Origin of the sequence: Massilia oculi (assembly GCF_017582745.1) — a bacterium.
Lineage (GTDB): Bacteria > Pseudomonadota > Gammaproteobacteria > Burkholderiales > Burkholderiaceae_D > Telluria > Telluria oculi_A.
Window position 1 is genome coordinate 1 of sequence record NZ_JAFVIM010000019.1, and the last position, 15,123, is coordinate 15,123.

At 64.3% G+C, this 15,123-nt stretch carries 20 protein-coding genes; 11 read left to right on the plus strand and 9 right to left on the minus strand.

What is annotated here, in order from left to right; all coding sequences use genetic code 11:
• A partial coding sequence (locus tag J3U95_RS19785) for a transposase (protein ID WP_208280469.1) occupies positions 1-115 on the minus strand: 115 nt, incomplete at its 3' end.
• A gap of 67 nt (positions 116-182) precedes the next feature.
• Between J3U95_RS19785 and J3U95_RS19790 the strand changes: the two genes are divergently transcribed.
• On the plus strand, positions 183-356 hold the full coding sequence (locus tag J3U95_RS19790; RefSeq protein WP_208280375.1) for a hypothetical protein: 174 nt from the start codon (positions 183-185) through the stop codon (positions 354-356).
• A 419-nt stretch (positions 357-775) separates the two neighbouring features.
• Here the strand turns inward: J3U95_RS19790 and J3U95_RS28565 are convergent, their stop codons facing one another.
• Positions 776-910 carry a hypothetical protein gene (locus J3U95_RS28565; RefSeq protein ID WP_267877796.1) on the minus strand — a complete coding sequence of 45 codons (135 nt, stop codon included), beginning with the start codon at positions 908-910 and terminating at the stop codon, positions 776-778.
• Between the two features lie 816 nt (positions 911-1,726).
• Between J3U95_RS28565 and phaP the strand changes: the two genes are divergently transcribed.
• Together phaP and J3U95_RS19800 are read left to right on the plus strand one after the other, a co-directional pair.
• On the plus strand, positions 1,727-2,344 hold the full coding sequence (gene phaP / locus J3U95_RS19795) for a TIGR01841 family phasin (RefSeq protein ID WP_208280376.1): 618 nt from the start codon (positions 1,727-1,729) through the stop codon (positions 2,342-2,344).
• Positions 2,345-2,555: 211 nt separating this feature from the next.
• Positions 2,556-2,969, plus strand: a complete 414-nt coding sequence (locus J3U95_RS19800; protein ID WP_208280481.1) for a hypothetical protein — start codon at positions 2,556-2,558, stop codon at positions 2,967-2,969.
• Here the strand turns inward: J3U95_RS19800 and J3U95_RS19805 are convergent.
• From J3U95_RS19805 to J3U95_RS19815, 3 genes are all read right to left on the minus strand, one after another.
• A complete protein-coding gene (locus J3U95_RS19805; RefSeq protein WP_208280377.1) occupies positions 2,908-5,001 on the minus strand; it encodes a putative bifunctional diguanylate cyclase/phosphodiesterase in 2,094 nt (697 codons plus the stop codon). The two genes, J3U95_RS19800 and J3U95_RS19805, sit on opposite strands and share 62 nt — an antisense overlap.
• A gap of 213 nt (positions 5,002-5,214) precedes the next feature.
• The gene (locus tag J3U95_RS19810) at positions 5,215-5,466 is read right to left on the minus strand and encodes a hypothetical protein (RefSeq protein ID WP_071362245.1); all 252 of its coding nucleotides are present in this window, start codon (positions 5,464-5,466) and stop codon (positions 5,215-5,217) included.
• 84 nt (positions 5,467-5,550) lie between these two features.
• Positions 5,551-5,793, minus strand: a complete 243-nt coding sequence (locus J3U95_RS19815) for a DUF6566 family protein (protein WP_071362246.1) — start codon at positions 5,791-5,793, stop codon at positions 5,551-5,553.
• Positions 5,794-5,833: 40 nt separating this feature from the next.
• Here J3U95_RS19815 and J3U95_RS19820 point away from each other — a divergent pair, with 40 nt between their 5' ends.
• The 4 genes from J3U95_RS19820 (at position 5,834) to J3U95_RS28655 (ending at position 8,330) form a co-directional block, all read left to right on the plus strand.
• The gene (locus J3U95_RS19820) at positions 5,834-6,109 is read left to right on the plus strand and encodes a hypothetical protein (RefSeq protein WP_208280378.1); all 276 of its coding nucleotides are present in this window, start codon (positions 5,834-5,836) and stop codon (positions 6,107-6,109) included.
• Between the two features lie 62 nt (positions 6,110-6,171).
• Positions 6,172-6,789: a PAQR family membrane homeostasis protein TrhA gene (gene trhA, locus J3U95_RS19825; protein WP_208280379.1), complete on the plus strand. Its 618-nt coding sequence runs from the start codon at positions 6,172-6,174 to the stop codon at positions 6,787-6,789.
• 217 nt (positions 6,790-7,006) lie between these two features.
• Positions 7,007-7,240, plus strand: coding sequence for a hypothetical protein (locus J3U95_RS19830; protein WP_208280380.1), 234 nt, complete (start codon positions 7,007-7,009; stop codon positions 7,238-7,240).
• A 46-nt stretch (positions 7,241-7,286) separates the two neighbouring features.
• Positions 7,287-8,330, plus strand: a complete 1,044-nt coding sequence (locus J3U95_RS28655; protein ID WP_208280381.1) for a GGDEF domain-containing protein — start codon at positions 7,287-7,289, stop codon at positions 8,328-8,330.
• 52 nt (positions 8,331-8,382) lie between these two features.
• Here the strand turns inward: J3U95_RS28655 and J3U95_RS19840 are convergent, their stop codons facing one another.
• The gene (locus J3U95_RS19840; RefSeq protein ID WP_208280382.1) at positions 8,383-8,766 is read right to left on the minus strand and encodes a response regulator; all 384 of its coding nucleotides are present in this window, start codon (positions 8,764-8,766) and stop codon (positions 8,383-8,385) included.
• A gap of 226 nt (positions 8,767-8,992) precedes the next feature.
• On the opposite strand from J3U95_RS19840, the gene J3U95_RS19845 reads away from it, so the two are divergent.
• Complete coding sequence (locus tag J3U95_RS19845) at positions 8,993-10,135, plus strand: PAS domain-containing sensor histidine kinase (protein ID WP_208280383.1); 1,143 nt, start codon at positions 8,993-8,995, stop codon at positions 10,133-10,135.
• Here the strand turns inward: J3U95_RS19845 and J3U95_RS19850 are convergent.
• Positions 10,118-11,515, minus strand: coding sequence for a sensor histidine kinase (locus J3U95_RS19850; RefSeq protein ID WP_208280384.1), 1,398 nt, complete (start codon positions 11,513-11,515; stop codon positions 10,118-10,120). The genes J3U95_RS19845 and J3U95_RS19850 overlap by 18 nt on opposite strands.
• Positions 11,516-11,570: 55 nt before the next feature.
• Here J3U95_RS19850 and J3U95_RS28570 point away from each other — a divergent pair, with 55 nt between their 5' ends.
• The gene (locus J3U95_RS28570; protein WP_267877797.1) at positions 11,571-12,077 is read left to right on the plus strand and encodes a transposase; all 507 of its coding nucleotides are present in this window, start codon (positions 11,571-11,573) and stop codon (positions 12,075-12,077) included.
• A gap of 152 nt (positions 12,078-12,229) precedes the next feature.
• A complete protein-coding gene (locus J3U95_RS19860; protein ID WP_229519969.1) occupies positions 12,230-12,727 on the plus strand; it encodes an IS110 family transposase in 498 nt (165 codons plus the stop codon).
• A 151-nt stretch (positions 12,728-12,878) separates the two neighbouring features.
• On the opposite strand, the gene J3U95_RS19865 is transcribed toward J3U95_RS19860, so the two are convergent.
• Both J3U95_RS19865 and J3U95_RS19870 read right to left on the minus strand, forming a co-directional pair.
• Positions 12,879-13,121, minus strand: a complete 243-nt coding sequence (locus tag J3U95_RS19865; protein ID WP_208280386.1) for a hypothetical protein — start codon at positions 13,119-13,121, stop codon at positions 12,879-12,881.
• 42 nt (positions 13,122-13,163) lie between these two features.
• Positions 13,164-13,850 (minus strand): hypothetical protein, encoded by a 687-nt coding sequence (locus J3U95_RS19870; RefSeq protein ID WP_208280387.1) that lies wholly within the window; start codon positions 13,848-13,850, stop codon positions 13,164-13,166.
• Positions 13,851-14,242: 392 nt separating this feature from the next.
• Between J3U95_RS19870 and J3U95_RS28415 the strand changes: the two genes are divergently transcribed.
• Positions 14,243-14,929, plus strand: a complete 687-nt coding sequence (locus J3U95_RS28415) for a thermostable hemolysin (protein WP_370662090.1) — start codon at positions 14,243-14,245, stop codon at positions 14,927-14,929.
• The last annotated feature ends 194 nt before the right edge of the window (positions 14,930-15,123 follow it).

Below are 15,123 nucleotides of genomic sequence, written 5' to 3' on the forward strand. Positions count from 1 at the left end.
GGCTGTGCGAGCTTACGCCCAACCGTGCAGCGACTTCCGTAGCCGCGTGCCCACGCTCTGTCACTTGCTTGACTGCTTCAATCTTGAATTCTTCGGTGTACCGCTTGCCGCTCATAACTTCTCTTTGAACCTACAATTATAGGCTCAGGAGTGTCTAGTGAACTCGTGGCGATTCACTCCACGTGATCGCCGAAGGCGTCGAGGAGCGCGCGCAGGCGTACTTCTTGCACGATCTCGACTGCGGTGCATTGCAGGGCTTGCTGTTTTCGTCTGCCATGCCCGCATCCGATGCAACGACGTGGCTGCTTGCCAATCGCGTCCAGGATGCTTCAGCGCTACCGAACTCCACTAATTGAAGAGACTCGATTGGTGCGTTCGTGGTTGCCAGGGTCATGCGCGCGGCCGCCACGAACGCGCAACTGCCGTCGTTGACCAACCTCACTGCTGCGGGTGCTCGCCGCCCCTGTCCGGCGCCAGGGCATGACCGGATAGTCGTCCGCATTGTCAGGATTCGCGCGCCAGGGCGCCGCTGCCCGGATGGTTCCTGCGAACGGCGTCACGGCCATGGCCAGGCCGATGCGCGCGCGGTGCGCAGCGTCGCCAGACGGCTGGACCTTACGTTTCCTGATGGTCCCAGCCTTTTTGCATGGCTGGCGCGAGTTCTTCCCGGGACCATGGCTTGCCTTCAAGATGGCCACGTGACCATTCCTGGCGCAGATCGTCCTGGACGTCGTCCCAGTCCCGGCCCCGAAAGACGCTTCTGCGGCGCGCATTGTTACCGTAGCGATAGACGGGGGCAATATCGTCGTGTGGTATCGGGATAGGCGCTCGCATGGTGCAGCCGGTAGTCGGCTTCGTCCATGTCGATGCCGATCACGATCCTGCTCCAGCCATGGCGTACTGCATCCATGAACGCTTCCCACGGCGGGAGTTCCCCTGGGTGGCGCCGTCTCCAGTCGGCCTCGGGGGCGCGACGCGGCCTGTCCGCGTTGGCCGCTATGCTTGACGGAGCCGGCGTGGCGCTGCTGGCATAGCGCGTCCTCCAGTGACTGCGATCATAATCGTCGCCATCGATTTCCGGGCTGGTGCTGTTCCATCCAGCGCGCACGGACAGCGCCGACGATGCCCAGTCAGGTCCTGTCGGCATCCGTTCTTCCCATAACCTGGTCGCGGTCTGTGAAGACCGCTGTCATTGTGTGTCGCATGATGTCCTCCTGCGGTGAACTAGGGGAGCATGCTGGCCCGTAACCATCGTATTGCCGCCATGCCTGGAATGCAGGCGGTGATGGATCGGTGTCGCATGCGTGGTACGGCCCGCAGCGTGCGGGCTGTGGTGACCTGCGGGCAGTGTGTCCATGTCCCTCCACGACCGGAGTCAACGTCGTGCAGCGGGGATGACATTCATGGCGCTGCATCCAGTGTGCTCCGGTGCGGCGCGGATGCGGACGTATAGGCGATTGCCGTGCCGAATCGTGCGTGTCTGTCGCTTGCCCGGGTTCGCGCTCGCACGACACAGTTCATTGCCGCGCGCCACGGCGCGCAAATAGATGCGCGCATTCGCCGCACGCGCGCGATAAATAGCGCATAGTGTGCAAGTCACATGCGATCTTCAGGGATCGTTTTCTTCCAGTCGGCATCCGCCACGCGACCATTCCCGCCAGACATTGCAACGTATTGCGTCCAGCGCGCGTTTGGCCAGTTTCTTTTCTCCAATGAAAGGTACACCATGTATCCGTTCGACCAATCCGTCAATCCCGCCGTGCGTTCGCATATCGATGCACATACCGCGTTCATGAACGAGCTCTCCCAAACTGTCGCGCGCTCCTTCCAGCAGGTGATCCAGCTGAACATGCAGCTGTGCCAGACCCTGTTCGACGAAACTACCAGCACCGCCCAGCGCATGCTGAACGTCGATCGTCCGATCGACGCGCTATCGAAAGCATCCCTGGGCGCCCAGCCCGCCACCGACAAGCTGCGATCGTATCAACAGCAGTTGTCGGAGCTTGCCGCCAGCACCCAGGTCGACCTGTCACGTGTGAGCGAACAGCATGTGCAGGAAACCTCGCGTACCGCGCGTACGCTGGCCGATGAGGTCACGCGCGCTTCGGTCGAAGAGACCGACAAGAACCTGCGCCAGCAGGACGATGCCATGAAAGAAGTGCGCGCGTCGTTCGTGAAGGAGGCAGAGCGGGGCGCCAGGTCAGGCGCGCAGTTCCTGAGCGAACTGGGAGGTGATCTCGCGGACGCGAAGCCCGATGGCCAGGCCGTCCCGGCACGCACTTCGGGCGACACCGGTGACGGCTATCGCCAGCCCGGCGCCAGGACTGCGCCGCCGGCACGCTGAGCGTCACCATCGCCCCGGTTGCGCGGGGCATCCGTCGCGGCGGCGCTGAGCATGCAGTGTTGCCGTTGTCATCCGCGCGCGCCGTTTGTCATCCACCCCGGCGGCGCTGGTCCACTCCTGCGCCGGCCGCGATGCTTGCCAGAACAGTGGGCACGATGGTGGGCAATGCGCGCAGGCTCCGCATTGCTCATCATACCGTTGAGCGAACACGATGACTTCCGAACCCGCGAACACGTTCCGCGGCCTGCCGCTCACCGCCGTGCAGGATAGCGAGATCAGGCATTACATTCATACCAGAGTGCGCTCGGGCCTCCCCTGGGACACGCTGGAGTTGGAAGCGATGCTTTCCGACATGCTCGACCCACCCGAGACCGACCAGGAAGATCAGCGCACGCTATCGGACAGCATGACACTGGAGCGGGCGGCGCTGGTCCTGGATGGAGGAAAAGACCTGGATCGGGCAGATGCTCATCCCGAGTCTTGCATGATTGCATCGTCTCCGACGGGCCGCTTGCGCGCGCTGTTTCTTCGCCGCATGCTGAACTGTGTGGAGCGCGCACCGGTCACGGATACTTGCCGGTGTCGAGCATGTACTGCATGCGCGTCGCATCGACAGGATGGCTGAACAGGAATCCTTGCCCTTCGTTGCAATGATGGTGCTTGAGAAAGGCGAGCTGCGCTTCTTCCTCGACGCCTTCGGCGATGACGCGCTGGTGCAGGTTCTTTCCCATGTCGATCACTGCGCTGACGATTGCCCCGTTGCTGACAGCGCCTCCCTCAGCCTTGATCGCTCGGACAAACGACTGATCGATCTTGAGCACGTCGATCGGAAATTCGTTCAGGTAGCTCAGGCTCGAGTAACCGGTGCCGAAGTCGTCGACCGCGATCTGCACCCCCATTGCCTTGAACATCGTCAGCAGGCGGGCGCTGGCGGCAACATCGTGCATGAGCACGCTCTCGGTCAGCTCAAGCTGCACATGCATGCGATCCACGCCGGTGGCATCGAAGATCGCGAGGACATCGGCGAAAAAATCGCGGTGGCGAAACTCCAATGCAGATATGTTCACTGCGATGGACACGTTCGAGATGCCGAGACTGGACCAGCGTGCCAGCTGCGCACACGCCTCGCCCAGAACCCACCGTCCGATGGGTACGATCAGGCCGGTTTCTTCGGCGACCGGTATGAAACGCTCGGGTCCGACCAGTCCGCATTCCGGATGCTCCCAACGCAGAAGTGCTTCGACGCCTGTAATGCAACCGGTTTCCAGGTCGACCTTGGGCTGGTAGTACAGCCTGAACTCATTGCGTTCCAACGCCCACCGCAAGCTGGTCTCGATGCGTTGACGCTCGACTGCGCGCGTATTCATGTCCTCGCGGAAGAACTGGTAGTTGTTGCGTCCGAGCTCCTTGGCACTATACATGGCCGTGTCGGCGTTCTTGATCAGCGTGGCGGCATCCCTACCGTCGGAAGGAAAAGCGCTGATGCCGATGCTGGTGGAGGTATGCAGTTCCTGCGAGTCGATCATGAACGGCGTCGACAGCGCTTGCAGTATTTTCTCGGCGGCCAGCGCCGCATCCTGGGCGCGCCTTTCGTTGGCAAGCAGGATCACGAATTCGTCGCCTCCATGGCGGCTGACCGTATCGGACGTGCGGACGCAGTCCGCCAGGCGCTGCGAGACGGCCTGCAGCAGCCGGTCGCCAACGGCGTGACCCTGCGAGTCATTGATGTGCTTGAACTTGTCGAGGTCGAGGAAGAGGAGGGCCGGCGCGGTGTTGTTGCGCCCGGACAGGGCGATCGCCTGGGTGATGCGGTCGTTCAGAAGCGCCCGATTAGGAAGGTCGGTAAGAAAATCGTGCTGTGCCAGATGCCGCATTCTGGTGGTCAAGGCCACTGTGTCGGAAATGTCCCGGAACACCATCACGGCGCCGACGAGTTGACGGTTCCAGTCGTGGATGGGGGCGGCCGAGTCTTCGACTGGAATGCGCTGGCCATGGCGGGACACGAGAATGGCGTTGCCGCTCAGGTTCAGGGCCTGGTTGTTATGCAGGATATAGTCGATCGGACTGGCGATCGCGTGCCCGCTGCTGGCGTCGACGAACGTGAGGACGTCGGCGACCGGCAGTCCCGTCGCTTCGGTGCGGGTCCAGCCACAAATCGTCTCAGCCGCAGTGTTCAGATAATCCACGCGCCCCGCCACGTCGACCGAGACGACGGCATCGGCGATGGAATCGAGCGTGATTTCGGCGCGTGCTTGGGCCACATAGACGCTACGCTCCACCTTCATGCGCTCGATGATGTTGCGCAGCGACTGCGGCACCAGGTAATTGTCGTAGTAGCCCCTGGATAACCAGCCCTGCGCGCCGCGCTGGACTGCTTCGATGGCATCGGCCTCGTCATCGAGTCCGCACAGCGTCAGGATCGGGGTGTGGCGTGCCGCCGCGTGCAGCCGGTCGAAGCAGGCCAGCCCCTGGGCATCTTCGAGCAGCAGATCCACCAGGATCGCATCGATCGTGCCGCTGCCGATACTGCGCAGTCCATCCAGCATGGTGGACGCGGTCTCGATCTCGAACGGGCCATCGCGTGCGTTGGCCAGGGCACGCTGCAGCACGCGGACATCGTCTGGGCGAGCAGAAAGAATCAGGACTCGAAAAGGCATGGCGTCTCCCACTGCCGTCGCTCACCAATCCATGAGAGCGTTACCCCGGACGTCTCCCCATCCGGGAACGATGATGAGCGTCAGTATAGTACGAATCGGGGCATTGTCAAATTTACAATATTCAACTGTCGTAGTGCATTAACGTGGGCTCCAGGCAGGCGTGCGGCGCCAGGCTCGGTCATCGGTCGACGTGTCCCCCCGTGCAGCGGCGCTTCAAAGGACTGCTTCATCGATCCTTTCCTTCACTACAAGGATGATGCGCTCCAGGGCGTCTGCGGCACTGTGCTGCGGATTGACGAGCGAACCCCGGATGGTGTGTTCCCCCTCCTTGATCGCGTGAAAGTGCCCCAGCCATTTGGTGGGCTGATTCTGGGATGTGATGGTTGCCCATTCGATGCGATAGCCGCGGTATCGCTCGTCGAGCTGGGTAAACACCAGGTCATTCGCGCCTGTCAGGTTCTCCATGGTCCCTCCGGATGTGGCGCAAGCAGGCGCGACGGCTGGTGCGGCTCATGCCGGCACGCGCGCCGGACGAGGATGCCAGGCGCTCTAATGGATTTGCGGTATGTGCCTGTGGTCGATCCACTTGCGGGCATTGTCGAAGGACTCGTTGATCGCTTCCTGGGCCGTCAGAAACCCCTTGCTGCCCATCGCCTGGTCATGGCAAAGAGGGAAGGTGGCATGTTCGCTCTCGTAGATCGTGAAAATGGCCATGAAGCGCCGGCGAATCGTCTCTACCGGATTTGCCACGATGGTATAGCCCTTGTAATGCGTTTTTGGCTCGATGTGCATGGCATGCTCCTTGGTGTGGAGACCACATTAGCATGGAACCATGCAGCTGACCCGATTGGCAAAAAATATATTCGCCGCGTTCGCCACCCGGGTGCTAGAGTGGCCAATGCGCACCCGAATCGACAGCCTGAACGCCATTCTCATCGACGCCATCGTGAGCAACCATCGCCCGCTGGGCATTCGATCCGCCGCCGAAGCCCTGGCAAGCAATCATATATCGCTGGAGGTGGCCTTGCGGGTGCTGACCCGGCCATGGCAACGGCGCTGCGTGCATACCCGCGCTACGGTTTTCGGGCAACGGATAGCGCCCGACTGAGCAACGCCCCCGTGCGGGGCTGGCGCCGCGCAAGCATTGGCTCATGTTCGGAAAGGCGGCATATGTATTACGGCGAACGTTTCAACAGCGTGACCCATGCCGTGGGCACGGCGGCGGCGGCCCTCGGTGGCGCGCTGCTGGTCGTCGTGGCGGCGCGCACCGGCGATGTGTGGAAGATCGTCGGCATCAGTGTCTACGCGCTCATGCTGCTGTTGCTGTACCTGACCTCGACGCTTTACCACAGCGCCCGCGGCGTTACCAAGGAAGTGCTGCGCAGACTCGACCATTGTGCGATCTACCTCATGATTGCAGGTACCTATACGCCGTTCACCCTGGTGACTCTGCGCGGCGCCGTTGGCTGGACGATGTTCTGCGTGGTCTGGAGCCTGGCCCTGCTCGGCATCGCGCAGGAACTCTGGTATCCCAGGCAGCGGCGCATCCTGTCGCTCGCGATCTACCTTCTGATGGGCTGGCTCGCCGCCGGGTATGCCGGACCCCTGGTGGATGCGCTCGGTGGCACTGGATTTGCCTGGCTGGCGGCCGGCGGTGTGTTCTATACAGCCGGCATCGTGTTCTATGCCAATGACCACAGGGTGCGCCATGGCCACGGCATCTGGCATCTGTTCGTGCTGGCCGGTAGTATCTGCCACTACATCGCCGTGCTGGTGCATGTCGCCTGAAAGCGGCGCGACGTTCGATGCGCCGGGCCGACCGGGGGAGCACGAGGCGTGGGAATGGCAGGTGGGAACGCGGCCCGACCTGCCTGGCGGACCTCCATGAAAAGCGCTGGCAGCCAGCCGGTACGGCGCGTATGATGAATCGCACCGGGGCTTGAAGCGCCGGCAACGCACCTCTCCCGCGGCGGCCCTCGTTCCGGTGGAGAGTGATGGAGGAACGATGTGCAGCAATGAACGTCAGCGTCGAACAGACGAGCCGACCGCGAACGCGGTCGCACGCGGCCTGAATATCCTGGCAGCGCGTAATGGCGACCTCGCCAGTCGCTACATGCGCTACAAGCATGTCCCTGACCGCGTGATCGAACGCGTTCTCGGCCATCCGCTCCTGCGCCGTCGGGAAAGCGCAGGACAGTCGGTATCGGAGGCAATCACCCCGTCCTCGCCCGGCGGCTGATGAAACCGAGCCATGGCTGCGGACTAACGCATGTTGAGGAGCAACGATGACACGCACTACCGAACAGGGTCCGGAAGCAGAAATAAGGCGATTGCGCGCCGTGGTCGCCATGTCGCGTGAACTCATGCAGGTCGACAAGGCCTCTGACGCGCTTGCGCTGGCTGGCCGGGCGATGACGGAACTCGCCGACGTCGACAGCGCCCTGCTGCTCGTACGTGGAGAAATCAACGAATGCATCGAGTTCGACCGCAACGGTGATCCACGCAAGGGGCCGCCCGACCCCGACCGGTACGGCATGGCGCTAGAGCGCCTGGGCAGCGGTCCGGGCAAGGCCAGGATGGTAGCTCCGCGCACGATGCTGATGGGCGTGCCGGCCCCGCATGCCATGGCGGCGCTGGCCGCGGCCTGGACCGGCGATGCGGCACCGAAGACATGGGTCGTGCGGCGCCGCCTGCTGGGCACGATACTCGAACTGGCCGTTGCGACTCTCGGCAGAATCCTGGAACGCACATCGCTCGAGACCCAGGTCGCCGTCCAGCGGCAGCAGATGGAGGGCAGCGCCGTGGCGCATGCCGACGAACTGGCGCGCCGCGACGAGTCAGAAGGTGCGGTGCGCACCCTCGCCCTGACCGATGTCCTGACTGGCCTGAACAACCGGCGCGGCTTCTTCGTCCAGGCCGAGCACATGTTCAGGCTGGCCCGGCGCAAGCATGCCGGCTGCGCCGTCATCTATGCCGACATCGATGGCCTGAAGCTGGTGAACGATCAGCTCGGCCATGCCGCCGGAGACCGGCTGATCCAGGACGCTGCGGCCGTGCTGCGTGAATCGCTGCGCGACAGCGACGTGCTGGCGCGGTTCGGGGGCGACGAGTTCGTCGCATTCGTAATCGACGATGCGCACCCGGGCGCGATACTGGCGCGACTTCGGGACAACCTGCACGCATTTAACCTGATGCAGGAGCGCACTTACTTGCTCGCAGTCAGCGCCGGGGCCGTGCAGTGCGATCCGGGCAGCGGTACGGCACTGCTGGACTATGTTCAGTTGGCAGACCGGGAAATGTATATTCACAAGCGCAGCTGCCTGCATTAGACGTCAGGCGCTACCCGCGCGTGCGCAATGTCGAGGGGGGGCCCAGGTGCGCCTAGGCTGGTGGACGCTGGTCGCGCATCACCTCCAGGACAGCCTCGATGGCGACCGGTTTTGTCATGTGCCTGACGAAGCCCGCAGCGCTGCTTGCCGCCACCGTGCGTGCATCGCCCCAGCCCGACACCGCGATCAGCATGGGCTTGCAGCCATAGCCGCCATCGCGGATGCGCCTGGCCACATCATGGCCGGAAATGTCGGGCATGCCGATATCGCAGATGACGACATCGGGCATGAAGGCCCGAACCGCTTCCAGTCCCTCATGGCCGGAATAGGCGGTTCTAGTCACGTAGCCGTTAGCCTCGAGCAGCATCGCGAACATATTGGCCAGGTCGATGTTGTCGTCGATGACCAATACCCGTCCAGGTGGGATAGCCGTCATGTCGATTATGGTCCTGTAGAAGCGACGGACCGTGGCACGACGCGGGTAAGGGAAGAACTCCCCAATATCAGACAATACCATGGCGGCCCACGGATATCGCGTTCGCTAGACCGGCTGCATGAGTCCAGCAGGTCCTGGGACGACGCGCGCACTGTCCATGCTCCTACGTTGCATGACTGCGCAACCGGCGAGAATGACTGCCAGACCAATGACGGATGGAGAAGCAATGACGACGGACCGGATCGCGATGACCGAGCCGGGCTGGCCGGTTCCCTGCATGTGGCTGATCGACCAGATCGCCTGCCCGGCATTTTGCTGCGCCAGGAACGGGGAGGTCTTGCATAGCAACCGCTCGGCGAAGCGATTGTGGGGCGAGCAGTCGCATGTGGGCGAGCCCGACAGGTGGGATGGCTTTGCCGCGCTTTACGATGCTGGCGGCAGTGCGCTGCAGAGGTCGGTCTCACCGGCCGCCCGAGCAGCGGCCACCGGGCATGCCCAGGCGCCGTTCGAATGCATCGCCGAATCGGCTGATGGCCAGCAGCGGCGGCTGGTGATCCATGCCCGTCCGGTCGTTGCGGATGGTGGCGAGGTCGTTGGCGTAGTCTGTTCGTTGACCGACATCAGCGAACGCTGCCGTCTCGAAAGCGAAGTCGACCACGCCGCGCAGAATCGGGACGTGTTCCTGCGCATCCTCGCCCACGAGCTGCGCAATCCGCTCGCGCCGATCATGAGCGTGGCCCAGACCATGGGCAGGATGGCGACCGAGCCCGAGATCGCGCGCATGGCCGGGATCGTCGAGCGGCAGACGCGCCAGCTTGCGCGCTTCATCACCGATCTGCTCGACGCCTCGCGCATCGAGCGCGCCTGCGATATTCCAGTAGCGATCCGCGCGGCGACAGTGGGAGAGCTGGTCGGCCTGGCGCATGACGTGGCGGCCATGTCGATCGGCACGCGCCGTCAGACGCTGCGTATCGATGTCGGTGACAGCGACGAGCACGTCGCACTGCTGTGCGATCCCGAAAGGCTCGCGCAGGCGCTTGGAAATGCGCTTCTCAACGCAAGCGACTTCTCGGACGATGGCGCTTCCATTGCATTGTCCGCACGCATTGATGGTGCGCTGCTCGAGATTTCGGTGGAGGATGTCGGGATCGGTGCGCCGCGGCACCAGCTGCGCGAACTGTTTGTCCCGTTTCGCAAGTTCGCCCACCACCCTCGCCGGGTGCCTTCCGGCGTCGGAGTGGGGCTGGCGATCGCGAAAAGCGTCTGTGACGCCCATGGCGGCATGGTGTCGGCGCATAGCGCCGGACCAGGGCAGGGGATGCGGCTGAAATTCGTCCTGCCGGTCGTCAACCTAGCCGGGACCGCCTAGGACAAAGTGGGCCGCGTGACTCCTGGCCGCCACGACTTCCATGGCGGGCAATTGCACTTCGAACGTGCTCCCGGCGCCGATGCCGACGCTGTGCACCGTCACGGAGCCGCCATGGGCTTCCACGAGGCTCTTGACCAGGGCGAGCCCGAGGCCGAGCCCCCCACTCCTGCCATCCGGGCGCTCGGCCTGCGTGTACAGGTCGAACAGGTGCGGCATCAGCGTCGCCGGGATGCCGATGCCATCGTCGGCAACGCGCACTGCGACCGCGGCGTCGCGGATCGACACGGCTACTTCGATACGGCCACGTTCGGGTGTATAGCGGATCGCGTTCCCCAGCAGGTTGGCGACCACCTGCAACAGTCGCGTCCGGTCGCCTGTAACCAGGCATTGGTGCTCTGGCAACGTCACGACGATCGCGTGGCGCCGCGCGGCAGCCGACGCCTCGAGCTGCTCCACTGCCGCTTCAACGACGTGGCGCACATCCACCGGCGTCCGGTCCAGCGTCACGAGGCCCCGACTGACGCGGGAGATATCGAGCAAATCCTCCACCAGGCGACTCATGTGGCGCACCTGCCTGCCGACCAGCTGGCCGAGTTTTACGCTGCGGTGCTGGGAATCGGCATCGCCCTCGAGCAGTTGCGCGGCCATGGCCGTCGCTGACAATGGACCACGCAGCTCGTGGCTTAGCACGGAGAGAAACTCGTCCTTGCGCCGGTCCGCCGACATCAGCGCTTCGGCCTTGTCGTGCAGCCTGGCATTGAGTGCGACGACTTCCTGGTTGGTGCGTTCGAGCCTCGCCGACACGCCAATCAGTTCATCCTGCTTGGCCTGCAGTGTGGCGAGGGCGTCCGTCAATTCGCGGTTCTGCTGGTGCGCCTCTGAAAGCGCAACATTGCCTGGCAGCGCGTCCATATGGGCAACGGCGCCGGCGATGGCGTCGTCGTCCATGGCTTGTCCCGGCTCAGGGAACGCACGGACCAGCGCGATGCGGGTGCCGCGGGAATCCGAGTCGATTCCCCAGGCATCGACGAAGCGGCGAGCCGCGGCGAGGCCACCGGTCCCACGGGCCAGCAGGCCTGCAAGTGCGGGAATGCCCTGACCTTCGTCCTCGATGGCGACGATGAGCTGCCTTGACGCTGCTGTCGTGGCAGCAAGGAAGCGGACCCGTCCGCCACCCGCATGCGCGACGGCGTTGCGTGCCAGTTCCGACACCGCGGCCGCGATGCGCGCCTGGTCATGCGCGCCGAAGCCGCACAAGGCGGCGACCTGGCGTGCTCGCAGGCGCGATGCAATGACGTCGAGTTCGTTATGAATGACGACGTCGAGCAGTGGTTGCAGGCTGCCTAAGCCGGCCAGCAGTGCATCGACCGGTCCCGGCATAGGAGCGTGTCGCATAAATGATCCTTGGATTCGTGGTAACTGCCGCTGGCAGCGCATGTGGGATAGCGGATACGGAGCGCGACTGCACACCCTCGCTTCGCGTATTGGATGTCAGCATTATCCTACAAGCGCGTCAGTTTCGTGTAGGCCGCGTCTGGCGGCGTGGCAAATTGCCGACGCATGCCAATTGCTGCTGCAGTCAGCTGCTGGAACAAGCAGGATCCGATGCAGGCAGCGCCGCAATTTCGACCCCAGCTTCAGGCTCGAGGTCGTCCGAATGATCACAGAACAAGGCCTCAGTATCTCGCACGTCGGTCAGTCGATGGACATCGGGGTGAGCTCGATCCGTCGCTGGACGGAACAGTACGAAGCCGAGCAACAAGGCCAACCCGGTATCGGCAAGCCGCTGACGGCTGAGCATCAGCGTATCCGACAGTTGGAGCAGGAAAACCGTCAGCTTCGTAGTGATGTAGACGTCTTAAAAAACCGCCCCACACGGTCGCCCGTGGCCCTCATGAACAGAAACTCCAGACGAGTACACTGGTTGCACGCCGGACCGTGACCGAACACTTTTTGGAGGCATGGACCCCGTCAAAAAACCTGGTCCAGGGGAAGCTGCGGACTCATATGTGGCGGCGCCGTCTGGCGACCCCGTTCAGGAAGTTGACCAATTCCGAGTCCCCGTCCTGCGCCTGACTATCCAGGAGGTGGGCCATGTCCAGAGGGCGTTCACGATCCAAGCCCAGCGGGCTGCCGATCATTCATCCATTCGCGGCCGGCATCGATATCGGTTCGCGATTCCACGTCGCCGCTGTCAGTCCAGATCTATGTGACGAACCGGTCCAGACTTTTCAGGCTTTTACCAGTGACCTGGAGCGAATGGCCAGCTGGCTGGTCGCGACCGGAACAAAAACGGTCGTGATGGAATCGACCGGTGTCTACTGGGTCGCCGCTTTTGAGGTACTCGAGTCGCACGGGCTGGAAGTCATCCTGGCCAACGCCCGCGAAGCGCATGCCGTCCCCGGCAGAAAAAGCGACGTCAACGACGCCCAGTGGCTGCAGCGCCTGCATGCCTGCGGCCTGCTGCGTGCCAGCTTCCGTCCTGGCCGCGATATCGCGGAGTTGCGCTCCTATCTCCGTGCACGCGAGAAACACACCGACTACGCCGCCGCGCATATCCAGCACATGCAGAAAGCGCCAATCTGGGCGTGATGTTCGACGCGGTTCTTTCGAGCATGAATGTGCTCAATCAGTCGCCTGCCCAAGACCGGCAAGACTAGGGCACGTGCCGCCTGTGGTGTGCCGCATGCCAGCCGCGAAGGGGCGCCGCGGCTCGCCGCTTTCCCCTTCGCCTTGCGCCGCGTCAGAAGAAGTACCGCAGCGACGCGCCGCCGCTGGCCTGCGGCACCGTAGTCACCACCAGCCCGCCCGCCGTGCCGTACGCGATGTCGCTGGCGAACTTGTGCGGCTGTGGCGTCGCGAACAGCGCGCCCTGGAACCTGCCGATGTCGTAGGTCGCCTTGACGTCGTAGCGCACATAGGTCGGCATATCGCGTTCATAGAGCGGCGTGCCCATGTAGTAGGGATTGCCGGCCGTGACGTACACGTCGCCGGCAAGCGTCAGCCGGCCCGGGCCGAGTGCGCTGCGTTACTGGGCGCCGGCCTTCCAGGTATGTTCCGGCACCGACAGGCGGTCGCCCGCGCCGGGGTCCGGGTTGTCCAGTTGCGCGCGCAGGATGCGGCCATGGTTCAGGTACGTACTGAAGGCGCTGCTGAACTGGTAGCGCAGGTCGAGTTCGACGCCGCGGCGGTAGTCTGGCCGGAGGCCACGAAGACGTCGGGCGCCGTGTTGACGATCTCGTCGTCGTTCTGGACATAGTAGAACGCGCCGGCCACGCTCAGGCCGTCGAGCGGCCTGGCGTTGAACCCGACATCGTGCGAGCGGACCCGGCTCGGGTCGATGCCTGCGTTGATGCATCCGCCCGCGGCGCCCAGCGGTCCAAGGCTGCCGCTGGTGCTGATCTGTTCGGCGGCGGGCGAGCGGGTATCCCGCCGGCACCACGAGAATGGGCCGGGGGCAGCGCACGACGAGCTGTTCCGGCAGGTGACGGCGTCCCGGGAGGAGATTGGCGCTGAAAGGCGCGTCCTGGCTCCGCGCGACCAGGTCCGCGCAGCGCGCCTGCAGTTGCAGGCTGGCGACGGGCAGGTCGTCCGCCAGCCGCGCTTCCACCGATCCGACGCCCGCCCGCTGCGCGTGCCGGGCGAAGGCGTCCAGCAGCCTGGCGCCGGTCGCGCGCAGCGCGTCGAAATCGACCAGGGGACGAGGGGCGTTCATCGACCCTGCTGACAGGGACAGGTCGAGCCATGTAATGCCCGTCGAGGGCAGTCGATGAGATGCGAACCCTGGTTTTCGGCGACGATGGCGGCGGCGCGCACCCTGCTTTCCCGCGCAGGGCTGCCGTCGACGCGAACAAGAATGGTTTTATACACTTTGCACTCCTGAGCGGGGCCAGGGAACGGGGCCGCCTTGCCAGCATGCGCCGCGCACGACCGTGAACGCTTGCGCTGCCTCCGATCCGCCGACGGAGGCGCGCCGCCGGGACCGGCCGTCCCGGCGCCACGGATGTCGGGTCGGGCGGGGCCGGCACCGGCGCGCGGATGCGCGATTAATCTGACCTTAATGTTCGGCGCATAAGTTGCAGCCTGGAACAACATCAGGAGAACCCCGTGCCGCTTACCCTGCCAACCCCGCCCTGCCGGCCAGGCCACGTGTCCGCCGCGGGCGACGATCGGGCCGACGACCAGGATGGCCTCGAACTGGTTCCGCCGGGACATCCCGCGCGGCCTGCGCTGGAAGCCTTCATCGGCGCGCAATTTGCCCGCACGTATGGGGCGCGGCTCGCGCATTTCTGCCACACGCTGGCCGGACACCGCGACGCTCACGGAAGGTGGGTCGCGGCGCCGGGCTACACGCCGGCCTCGGACGACAGCCTGTTCCTCGAGCAGTACCTCGATTTGCCGGTCGAGACCGCCATCGCCGGGCATGTCGGTCATCCGGTCGCGCGCATCGACGTGGTCGAGGTCGGCAATCTGGCCGCCATCGACGCCGGCGCGGGGCGCAGGCTGATCGTGGCCATGACGCGCCACCTGCACCGCCAGGGCCTGGCCTGGGTCACCTTCACCGCCACCCGGGCGCGCTGCCGACCAGGTGCGCGTCCATGGCGCGCGCCAGCCGCGCCGCCAGGCGGATGCGGCCTTGCGCCTCGGCTTCGGGCGCCGCGTGGACCAGAATCGTCTTGTATGCCATCGATGCGCTCCGGTGATCGCATCCGTTTCCGTCGGCGCGGTCAGGTGGAACTGCCCGTGCGCCGTCACAAGCATCACAAATACTGCTTTCCGGAGGTTCGAATCTGACATGAATCAAATTCGCCGCACTGCCTTTTCGCCAGGCGCGGCGCGCCAGCTCGATGCCCAGGCCCATGATGACGGGCGGCAGCACGGCAAGGCCCATCCACGCCGCAGGCCAGTCCGAAAAAGAACGCGGCGCGTCCCGGCAGCGGCCGCATGGTGGAGCCGGAGCGCTCGCAGTCGCTGCGCGCGGAGCTTCT

Coding starts and splice junctions, on each gene's coding strand:
- J3U95_RS28565 (WP_267877796.1), bottom strand. CDS start 910: ATGGATGCAGTACGCCATGGCTGGAGCAGGATCGTGATCGGCATCGAC.
- phaP (WP_208280376.1), top strand. CDS start 1,727: ATGTATCCGTTCGACCAATCCGTCAATCCCGCCGTGCGTTCGCATATC.
- J3U95_RS19800 (WP_208280481.1), top strand. CDS start 2,556: ATGACTTCCGAACCCGCGAACACGTTCCGCGGCCTGCCGCTCACCGCC.
- J3U95_RS19805 (WP_208280377.1), bottom strand. CDS start 5,001: ATGCCTTTTCGAGTCCTGATTCTTTCTGCTCGCCCAGACGATGTCCGC.
- J3U95_RS19810 (WP_071362245.1), bottom strand. CDS start 5,466: ATGGAGAACCTGACAGGCGCGAATGACCTGGTGTTTACCCAGCTCGAC.
- J3U95_RS19815 (WP_071362246.1), bottom strand. CDS start 5,793: ATGCACATCGAGCCAAAAACGCATTACAAGGGCTATACCATCGTGGCA.
- J3U95_RS19820 (WP_208280378.1), top strand. CDS start 5,834: ATGCAGCTGACCCGATTGGCAAAAAATATATTCGCCGCGTTCGCCACC.
- trhA (WP_208280379.1), top strand. CDS start 6,172: ATGTATTACGGCGAACGTTTCAACAGCGTGACCCATGCCGTGGGCACG.
- J3U95_RS19830 (WP_208280380.1), top strand. CDS start 7,007: ATGTGCAGCAATGAACGTCAGCGTCGAACAGACGAGCCGACCGCGAAC.
- J3U95_RS28655 (WP_208280381.1), top strand. CDS start 7,287: ATGACACGCACTACCGAACAGGGTCCGGAAGCAGAAATAAGGCGATTG.
- J3U95_RS19840 (WP_208280382.1), bottom strand. CDS start 8,766: ATGACGGCTATCCCACCTGGACGGGTATTGGTCATCGACGACAACATC.
- J3U95_RS19845 (WP_208280383.1), top strand. CDS start 8,993: ATGACGACGGACCGGATCGCGATGACCGAGCCGGGCTGGCCGGTTCCC.
- J3U95_RS19850 (WP_208280384.1), bottom strand. CDS start 11,515: ATGCCGGGACCGGTCGATGCACTGCTGGCCGGCTTAGGCAGCCTGCAA.
- J3U95_RS28570 (WP_267877797.1), top strand. CDS start 11,571: ATGTGGGATAGCGGATACGGAGCGCGACTGCACACCCTCGCTTCGCGT.
- J3U95_RS19860 (WP_229519969.1), top strand. CDS start 12,230: ATGTCCAGAGGGCGTTCACGATCCAAGCCCAGCGGGCTGCCGATCATT.
- J3U95_RS19870 (WP_208280387.1), bottom strand. CDS start 13,850: ATGAACGCCCCTCGTCCCCTGGTCGATTTCGACGCGCTGCGCGCGACC.